The sequence below is a fragment of the Nocardia beijingensis NBRC 16342 genome (assembly GCF_001612785.1).
Classification (GTDB): Bacteria; Actinomycetota; Actinomycetes; order Mycobacteriales; family Mycobacteriaceae; genus Nocardia; species Nocardia beijingensis.
Genome location: NZ_BDBC01000045.1, coordinates 144,679 through 153,358, shown reverse-complemented (window position 1 = coordinate 153,358; position 8,680 = coordinate 144,679). Strand labels below are relative to the sequence as shown.

Here is an 8,680-nt window from a genome sequence, read left to right as displayed (position 1 = left end):
AGCTTCTCCTCGCCCGGCCGCAACCCGACGCCCTGGTCCCGCACGACGACGGCGAGCGCGTTCGGCCTCCTGGGTCCGCTGGTCGAGGGTCTGGCGGGACTTGAGCGCCTTGTCGGCGTGCACACCGGCCGAGGTCTCCAGGCGCCGCACCGCGTCCGCCAGATCCTCCAGCTGCTGTTTGCCCTCGTAGGCACTGGAACGCTGGAGGTTTTCCCGATCGGCGATGGCCTGCTCGTAGGCCCGGTCGGCGTCCTCGGCTCCGGCTTCGGCCGCGGCGCGCTCGGTCTCCCTGCGCTCGCGCAGCGCGGTGGCGGCGAACAGCGCGGTGCTCGCGTGGGTCACCGCGTCGAGCCGCGCCCGCACCTGATCGACGTCCGTCTTGGCTTGCACGGCAAGGTATTTGCGATACACCTCGACGAACGCCCTGGTGGCGGTGTCCGCGTGCACCAGACCCTCCAGGGTGCGGCCGACCTCCTCCATATCGCTGAACGAGCGGGCGGCGTCCAGGATCAGTTGCTCGTCGAGCGGGCGCAGGCCGTCGGTGAGCGCCTGCGACAGACCGCGCGGGTCCAGGTTCTTGGCCAGCTGCGGACGGCGCAGCGTGAGGATCAGATTGATCAGTTGGTCGTAGCGCTGCGCTCCGAGGCCGAACATGCGCGCGTCGATCGCGTTGCGATAGTCCACCGGCCGGTCGACGATCGAATCGGAGCCGATCTGCTCGGCCAGCTGCTTGCGGGTGAAGGGGCGATCGTCCGGGCCGATCAGGGAGAAGTCGATCCCGACCCGGCCGTCGGCGACGAAATACCAGCGGGTCACCTTGTCCGAGGAACGGGTGGCGCGCATGCCGATGCCGACGGTGACCGCCTCGGGATCCTCCCAGCGACCGCGCGCGAACTCCATCCAGACATAGGAGTAGGCCGAGTCCTGCTTGCGGTAGAGCAGGTTCGACTTCATCGTGCGTTCCTCGCCGGCGAACGGGTTCAGCCTGCGCGGCTCGATCCGTCCGTCCAGCACGAAGGGGAACAGCACCTCCAGCGCCTTGGTCTTGCCCGACCCGTTCGGCCCGCGCAGCACCAGTCTGCCGTCCGCGAAACAGAACTCCTGGTCGCGGTAGTCCCACAGGTTGACGATTCCGGCGCGGGTCGGGGTGAACCGCACTCCGCCGTGAATGAGCGACATTCGTCAGTTCCCTTCCGTCCCGGCGTCGCCGGGCCCGTAGGTGTCGGCCGCGGTGACGAACAGTTCCGCGGCCCGCTTGGCGCGGACCGTGACGACCGCGCCACGGTAACGGGCAAGGGCGGGCAGCACGAGCAGTCCGTCCTCCACCACCCGGACCAGCCGCAGCCGCTCCAGCAGTGCCACCACCTCGGTGGTGAGACGCGCAACGTCGGCCTGCCATTGCGCGGCGAACGTCGTGCCGTAGCGATCGGCCAGCGCCCGCACCGTTTCATTCAGCCATGCCCGGTCGATCAGCGGATAGCCGGATGGGACAGCCGGATCTGTCCGGTCGTCCGTCGCCGGGTCCGGTTCAGGGCGGGTCGAGTCCGGCTCGGCGAGCGGAACGAACAGCGTGGACTCGGGGATGGCTTCGTCGAGTTGGTCGGCGAGTTCCGCATCCGTGTCCGGGGCGGCGCGGCGGCGCGGCACGGGGTGATCGATGTCGAGCACGCGGTCGGCGATCTCACCGGCAAGCAGCAAGGCGACCTGTGCGAGCGTCCCGGTCCCCGGAAAGCGGATGTCCGACAGCCGCCCCGAGGTGTCGATCAGCGCCACGCCCTCCGCCCGGCGTTCGGCGCGCAGCCCGGTGAACAGTTCGACTTCCGCGACGATCCGCTCCTGAGCGAGCACGGGACGCTCCTCCGGTGCGAGATCGTCGGCGTACACCACCGGTTGTTCGACCAGCGCCCTGCGCACCCGGCGCGCGATCTCGGCGGTGGTCGTCGCGTGCGCGGAAACGCCGGTCACCATGGGCTCTTCGGTGAGCAATCCGCGCACACCGTGCAGATGTTGCAGCGCGCGCGGCGGCCGGAACAACGCGAAGACCACCGGCCGGTCGATGTCGTAGAGCGCCTCGCCCGCCTCCGGATCGCTGGCCCAGCCGCCCGCGTCGCCGTCGGCCAGGGTGAGCGCGCCGCGCACGGTCAGCCAGCCGACCGCGTCGACGAACGCGTCGCGGTCGGCGGCCCGGTCGGTGGCGAGTTCCAGTCCGTCCACCCGGTTCGCGTAGGCGGCGACCTGCTCGGCCAGCTCGGACAACGTGATCTGATCCCCGGCGCGCCCCAGCGCGGCCAGCGCGAGGGCGAGGTAGGCGTAGCGGCGGCGGTCGAAGACGCGCTCGGCGGGTGTGCGCGCGGGCCTGCCCGCGTCCAGGCGGTCGATGACCGGGAAGACCCGTGCGGTGGTCTCGGTGACTTCGAGCCGGTAGCCGAACAATTCGGCGAGGTCCTCACGCAACTCGGTGGCCCAGCGCCGGATCAGCGGCAGGGCGATCCGGTCCGGATAGGTGCGCGTCACCAGGTGATTGGCCAGGACCACCCGGGCGGCGCGCTGATAATTGTCCAGGGTGAGCGCATCGATGCTGCGTGCGTGCATCAGCCGTGCTCCCCGCGCGGGCGGGGCCGCGCCCCGGTCGTCTGCTCGATCTTCAGCGACCGGTTGTTCAACCGCAGCAGCCCACGGGTGGTGCGCACGACGGTCGGGCCGTCGTGCTCGGACACCGTCAAGGTGACGCCGCTGTCGGAGCCGGTGGTGCCGGCCACCCGGCCCCGCACCGGAACCCAGGCGGTGGACGCGGCGTCCAGCAGCCGCAGCAGCACTTCGGTCTCCCGGTCGTCGAGCACTCGTTCGTGCACGTCGCCGGAGGCCAGTGACCTGGCGGCCTCGGCGCGGGCCCGCTGCGCGTCCAGCTGCGCCTCGCGCAGACGCCGGATACCCGCGTCGTTGCGGTGGATGCGGGCGGGCGCGCCGGCCGAGGGCGGGCGTCCGGTCTCGGCGAGCGTGCGCGAGATCTCCAACGGCGGTGCGTCCCACCAAGATCGAATCGCCGGGATGACGTCGGCGTCGGGGTGCTCCATCGCCAGGTGCCGCGGTTTGCCGAGTCCGAACACCGCGTCGAACAGCGCGTGGGCGCTGTCCACAGTCGGCGCCGCGGTGAACCAGCCGGCCAGATGACGCAGCGCTGACTCCCGGCTCACCCCGCCCCTGCGCGTCTCGGTGACCCGCCGCAGCAACGACAGCACCGCGGCGATGGCGCTCATGGTGGCCTCGCGCAGCCGTTCGGCTTCCGTCGTCCCCGCCTGTTCACCGCCGGCGGAGGCCACGAACCAGGTCCGCAGTCCGTCCCACCTGGCCTGCCAATCCGACCGGCGTTCCTCGACGCTCAGCAACACCCGCTCGTCGCAGCGCGCGGCGCGGACGATCAGGTCCTCGACGCCGGTCTCCTCGATCTCGAGGATCGCGGCGGCCAGCCGCGGGGTGAACCGGGCCAGGTCGAGGCTGAACTCCCGCATGTGCGCCAGCAACGCGTCCTTGTGCGCGAGAAACGATTCCGGCGTGATCTCGGTGGTGCGGACCAGGTCGCCGAGCCCGAGATAGAAGTGCGCGGCACGGGCGGCCAGGTCGGACAGCGCGGTGTCGAGACGGCGCAGCGTGCGATAGACGCGCTCGGCGTCGCCCGCCCGGTTGACCTCGGCAAGGGTGTGCAGATCGGCCAGCAGCTCCGGCAGCACCAGGCGCGACAACGAGGCTTCGTCGAGCCGGGCGCTGAGCACACCGGCGACTGCCTGGTAGGCCTGGAAACCGGCCTGGGAGAACTGGTACACGTAATGCCGATTGCGGTATTCGGCCAGCGTCGCGGCGCGGGTTCCGTCGTAACTGCGCTCCAGCACGCCCCATTGGTGCAGCTGGTCGAGCAGCGGGCCGATCTCGGCGGCGGTCAGCGCCGTCGCCGCGGTCCGGCCGGGAGCGGCCGGGGGCCGGTCCGGCGCAGCGGTTTCCGGCTCGCGCTCGGGTGGACGGGTACCCGACCGCTGCGAATCCGCCCCCGTCTTCGCGACCGTTTGGTTTGTGCCAGCCGGTTCGGACGGGTGTGGCGTGTTCCCGATGCGTTCGATCCACTCCGCGACGTCGTCCGCGTGCAGCAGCACCACGTACGCCGCCCGCGCGCCGTCGAACGCGCGCAGCACCCGGAGGTAATCGGCGCGCCGCTCGGCGGTGGCGAAGGAGAACAGCCGCAGCCGGTCGTCCCAGTGGGCGTCGGCCCAGCCGTCATCGGAGTCGGTCACCGGGAACAGGGTAGTAGCGGGCCGATCGCCGCCCGCACGACGTTCCGGAGTTCGGCGTGGCCGCGTCCGGTTCGTCACCGTTCGCCGCGACCGCGGCGCAGGTCGGCTCACTCGACGGACAACGAACGCAACTGATCCAGGTAAGCGCGGGTACGCGGGTCGCCCGGGAACCGCTCGATGATCTCGCGCGCGACCTCCCCCGCGATCCACATCAGCGAGGGCACCGACCGCCTGCCACCCGCGAACGCGCGCATGCCCTCGGTGACCGCGAGTTCCAGGTCACGGTCGCGCACCGCGACCACGGCCAGGGTCAGATGCGCCTCGGAGACCCGCATCGGATTGCGCAGGCTGCCGTCGGGGCGGGTGGCGTTGCGGATCACTTCGCGCGCGTAGGTTTCGGCGAGCCGATCCTCGCCCGCGACCCGGCAGCAGTCCATCGCGTAGAAGTCGAACTTGTTCGCGTCGATGACGAAATGGTTGTCCAGATTCGCCGGATGATCGAGTCGCTCCAAGATAGCTCGGCCCTCGTCGAGCGCCGCTTCCACCTCGCGCGGATTACCCAGCCTCGCCCACGCTTTGGCGCGCTGGGCGGCGAGCTGGACACCGACGCGCAGGTGCTGGCTTACTTCCAGCGTCGGCTGAACGGCCTCGATGACACCGCGGTAGTTGCCCTGGGTCAGCGCGAACCACGCGGTCATTTCCGCTGCCCATGCGGCGATCTCGATGTTCTCCGCTTCCTGCGCCAGCGACTGGGCGGCGCGGCGGGTCGCCTCCGCGGCGGTGCGCCGGCCGAGGTCGTAGTCGACGCAGCCGACCAGCAGCGCGACCCATCCGGCGAGCACGAGGATCTCGCGATGCTGGGCCAGGGTCAGGCGACCGTCCAGCAACGAGGTGATCCTGCGCAGCCACGCGGTGCCCTCGGTGTGCAGGTCGTGCGGGTCGGCGTAGGAGTATTCGCAGCACAGGCGTTCGGCGGTGATGCGGATGGCCTCCAGGGTCACCGAGGACACATCGGACATGCGGAGGCGTCCGATGAACTCGAGGGTGTCCATGCCGGTCGCCGAGAGCAATTCGTCGTCCCTGTTTGGTCTGACCTTGGGAAAGAACGCCGCGGTCACCGTGTCGAAGGTGGCGGCGATGATGGGCGCGTAGAAGTCGTCGGGGCGCGATTCGCCCGATTCCCAACGGCGCCAGTTGCGTAGGAGAGTACTGTCGGTCGGCAGGTTGTGCGAAGACTTTCCACGCATCACGCGAACAGCGTCGGCTTGCGACCACCCCCTCGCGTCACGCTCGGAACGCATTCGGACTGCCCAGACGGGTCGATCGTCGGTAGCGGCCACGTCTGTAGTATCGCACCAGTTAACGCTTGGTGGCCCGAAGAGGGCAGGTAGATGTCCGTGTGTTGCCAGCTACTTTCGCCGGCCCGCGTTGTGCATGCTTGAACTGGCGCTAGAAGTTTGCCAGCCCCTCCTGTAAGAGCAGTTGCAAGTACATCTGCTCTTGCACGAAGCGCAAATACCCCGTAAAACGGGTGGATCCACATAAGAGAACAGCGATCCCAATCCAACGGAGGTTCGGGTGGAAGCGTTGATCTATGGATACTTGCGTGACGATCTGGCCGACGGCCATAGCAAAGAGCTCGAGGCCGCGATGAGCAGCCTCGCCCGGGAGGAAGGGCTGTGCTTCGCCGCAACGTTCCATGAATCGACCGGCGGTGACGGGACGGCTTTCGCCGAGCTCACGGCGGAACTCAAGCGCGCGGACGCGCACCATGTCGTGGTTCCCTCACTCGATCACTTTGCCGGTCAGACGATTCCGCGCGACATCCTGATCGCCAAACTGGCTCAGGAGGCGGCGGCGCGGGTGTGGACCGTGGAGAGCTGACCGTCGCGACCGAATCGTCCGGTACCGCACCGACCCCCAGCGTCGCAGCCCGGTCACCGCGCCGGTGACGAGTACACCCGCTGCCAGGGAAGCGAGCAGCCCCGCGAACCGGTGCTGTTCGAACAGCGGGTATACCTGCCAGTGCAGCAGATAGACGAACAGCGAGCCGTCGGCCAGCACCGCCGCGCAGACGGCGACGACGGCGGGGACGCGGACCGCGGACAACCACACCAGTGCGAGCAAACCCACCATGACCAAACGTTCCCGTTCGGGGACGCCGAAATATCCGGGCACCGTGATCAGTACGACGGCACTGACCGCCATCCGCTGCCACATCGACGTCGCCTTCGCCGCCGCCCAGCCGAGCGCGAAGAGCCACACCGCCAGCGGAGAGAACGGAACATCCTTCGCCGAATACAGACCGAACGCCTGGTATCGAAAGACGAGGCTCAGCGCGACCAGCGCCATCGCGAACCAGAACGGCTCGGCTCGTTGCCACCGGTCCACCACGGGAATCCGGATCAGCAACCCGGCCGCCAGCATGAAATACACGAGCACCTCGAGAAACCACAGGTGCCCTGCGGTGGCGCTGTCGTGCGGGCCGAGAATCTTGTTCAGTAACAGGACATTCTGCCAGCCGTAGTAGTCGGTGCGGGTCAATGTCAGCGCGACCCAGACCGCCGTGGGCACCGCGATGTACCCCACGGCGCGCATGGTGTGACGCAATCGTTCGGCGGGCGGCGCGGCGGTGACGCCGAACCGCGCGAAGTTGAAGCCGGCCACGCCCAGCAGCACGTGCGCCGCGCCCCAGAGCACGAACACTCCGGCGTGCGAGCTCACGATGAGCACGATGCCGATCGCGCGCAGCAGCGTCCCGGTGTCGAGCGCGCGCCCGAAACGCCTGCGCCCCTCTGGTATCCGTGCCAATTCCGCTACGGAGGTGTTCGGCCAGTCGGTGGGCAGTCGGCCGAGCGCCCGCTCGAGGCGCGCCGCGGTGGTGACGTAGGTGAGCGAGTTCCCGCCGAGGTCGACGAAGGTGCTGTCCGGGTGGATCCGCGCGGGATCCATGCCGAGCGTCGTGGCGTAGAGGGTGCGGATGTCGCGCACCGGCGGGGCGGATTCGGCCAGTCGGCGGATAGCGGGATAGTCAGGTTTGCCGTTCGGTAGCCGTGGGATCCGTTCGACCGAGTGGACCCGGATGGCGGCGGCGGGCAGTCCGGACAGCCGGGCGGCGAGTTCGGTCGGATCGGACCGGGAGGTCTCCACGGCGACGACGAGGTGGGCGTCGTCGTCGGTGCAGCACGCCGTGAAACCGGCTTTCGCGAGTCCGGATTCGAGACGCTCCAGATCGATGCGCAATCCGAAGATCTTGGCGAACCGGCTACGCCTGCCGACGACCTGATACAAGCCCTCGGGGGTGCGCCGGGCCAGGTCGCCGGTGCGCAGGGCATCGACCGTGCGGCCGAGAGCGAGGTCGGCGGCGGACTTCGCGTACCCCATCATCACATTGGCGCCGCGATAGACCAGTTCGCGCGGTTCGTCCCCGTTGTCGGCTCCGTCGAGCGGCTCGAGGGTGAATTCGCCGCCCGGAATCGGTATTCCGATGCAGTCGGGGTGCGCGCTCGCCAGATGAGCGGGCAGATAGGCCATTCGCGCGGTGGCCTCGGTCTGGCCGTACATGACGACGAACTGCCAGCCGCGTTCCCGGCCGAGCGCGGCGTACTCCCGTACCCGTTCGGGCGCGAGCCGCCCACCGGCCTGGGTGACACAGCGCAGGTGGGGCAGGTCCATGCGGGCGAAACCGATGCGGTCGAGCAGATCGATGGTGTAGGGAACCGCGGCGAACGACGTTGCGCGACAGTTCCGGAAGGCCTGCCAGAACTGGCTGTCCAATACCGACTGGTCGGTGAGCATGAGGCTCGCCCCACGCCACAGGTGGCTGTGCACCACCGACAGCCCGTAGCAGTAGAACATCGGCAGGGTGGTGGCCGCGCAATCGTCCGGGCCGATGGCCAGGTACTCGGCGACGGCCGCCGCGTTGGCGCGCAGGTTCGTCGCCGAGAGCCGGACCAGCTTGGGCGAGCCGGTGGACCCCGAGGTGCTCAGCAGCAGCGCGAGATCCGGATGCAGGCGATGCGCCGAGTGCTCCCGGACCACCTGGACGCGCCCGTCCTCGATCAGCACGTCCGGGTCGTAGGTCTCCCGCAACCCCGCAGTGATCCGCTCGGTCAGCAAGACGACGCATCCGGCGTCGAGCGCTCCGAGGTAGGCGACGAGCGAGGCGAGATCGTTGCGCGCGGCGAGCGCGACGAGGCGGCGGGCCGGGCCGAGCTCGTTCGCGAAAGCCTCGACGAGCGACGCAAGCCGAGCGTAGGTCACCTGCCGGAGGGCTGAGGCTCCGGCGCCGCCGTCCGCGCCCGCGCGGTCGGGGCACTGGACGGCGATCCGCTCGTCGAAGGTGCGCAGACGCTCGACGATCGGATGGGCGGTCACCGGCGAAAGTGTAGGAGGCG

5 protein-coding genes and 1 pseudogene are annotated in these 8,680 nt (G+C 69.5%); 1 reads left to right on the top strand and 5 read right to left on the bottom strand.

Annotation, left to right across the window (positions count from 1 at the left end):
* The 4 genes and pseudogenes from NB3_RS24210 to NB3_RS24195 all read right to left on the bottom strand — a co-directional run.
* Positions 1-1,179: pseudogene (locus tag NB3_RS24210) on the bottom strand (endonuclease); the annotation flags it as partial.
* Positions 1,180-1,182: 3 nt separating this feature from the next.
* Positions 1,183-2,592: a TIGR02678 family protein gene (locus NB3_RS24205; RefSeq protein WP_067807794.1), complete on the bottom strand. Its 1,410-nt coding sequence runs from the start codon at positions 2,590-2,592 to the stop codon at positions 1,183-1,185.
* The gene (locus tag NB3_RS24200; protein WP_244892052.1) at positions 2,592-4,283 is read right to left on the bottom strand and encodes a TIGR02677 family protein; all 1,692 of its coding nucleotides are present in this window, start codon (positions 4,281-4,283) and stop codon (positions 2,592-2,594) included. Before NB3_RS24200 ends, NB3_RS24205 begins: the two co-directional genes overlap by 1 nt.
* A gap of 107 nt (positions 4,284-4,390) precedes the next feature.
* Positions 4,391-5,530, bottom strand: a complete 1,140-nt coding sequence (locus NB3_RS24195) for an NsdA family TPR-like regulatory protein (RefSeq protein ID WP_067807876.1) — start codon at positions 5,528-5,530, stop codon at positions 4,391-4,393.
* Between the two features lie 331 nt (positions 5,531-5,861).
* Between NB3_RS24195 and NB3_RS34470 the strand changes: the two genes are divergently transcribed.
* Positions 5,862-6,167: a hypothetical protein gene (locus tag NB3_RS34470; RefSeq protein ID WP_083887588.1), complete on the top strand. Its 306-nt coding sequence runs from the start codon at positions 5,862-5,864 to the stop codon at positions 6,165-6,167.
* Here the strand turns inward: NB3_RS34470 and NB3_RS24185 are convergent.
* Positions 6,069-8,660 carry an AMP-binding protein gene (locus NB3_RS24185; protein ID WP_067807788.1) on the bottom strand — a complete coding sequence of 864 codons (2,592 nt, stop codon included), beginning with the start codon at positions 8,658-8,660 and terminating at the stop codon, positions 6,069-6,071. The two genes, NB3_RS34470 and NB3_RS24185, sit on opposite strands and share 99 nt — an antisense overlap.
* Positions 8,661-8,680 lie beyond the last annotated feature (20 nt).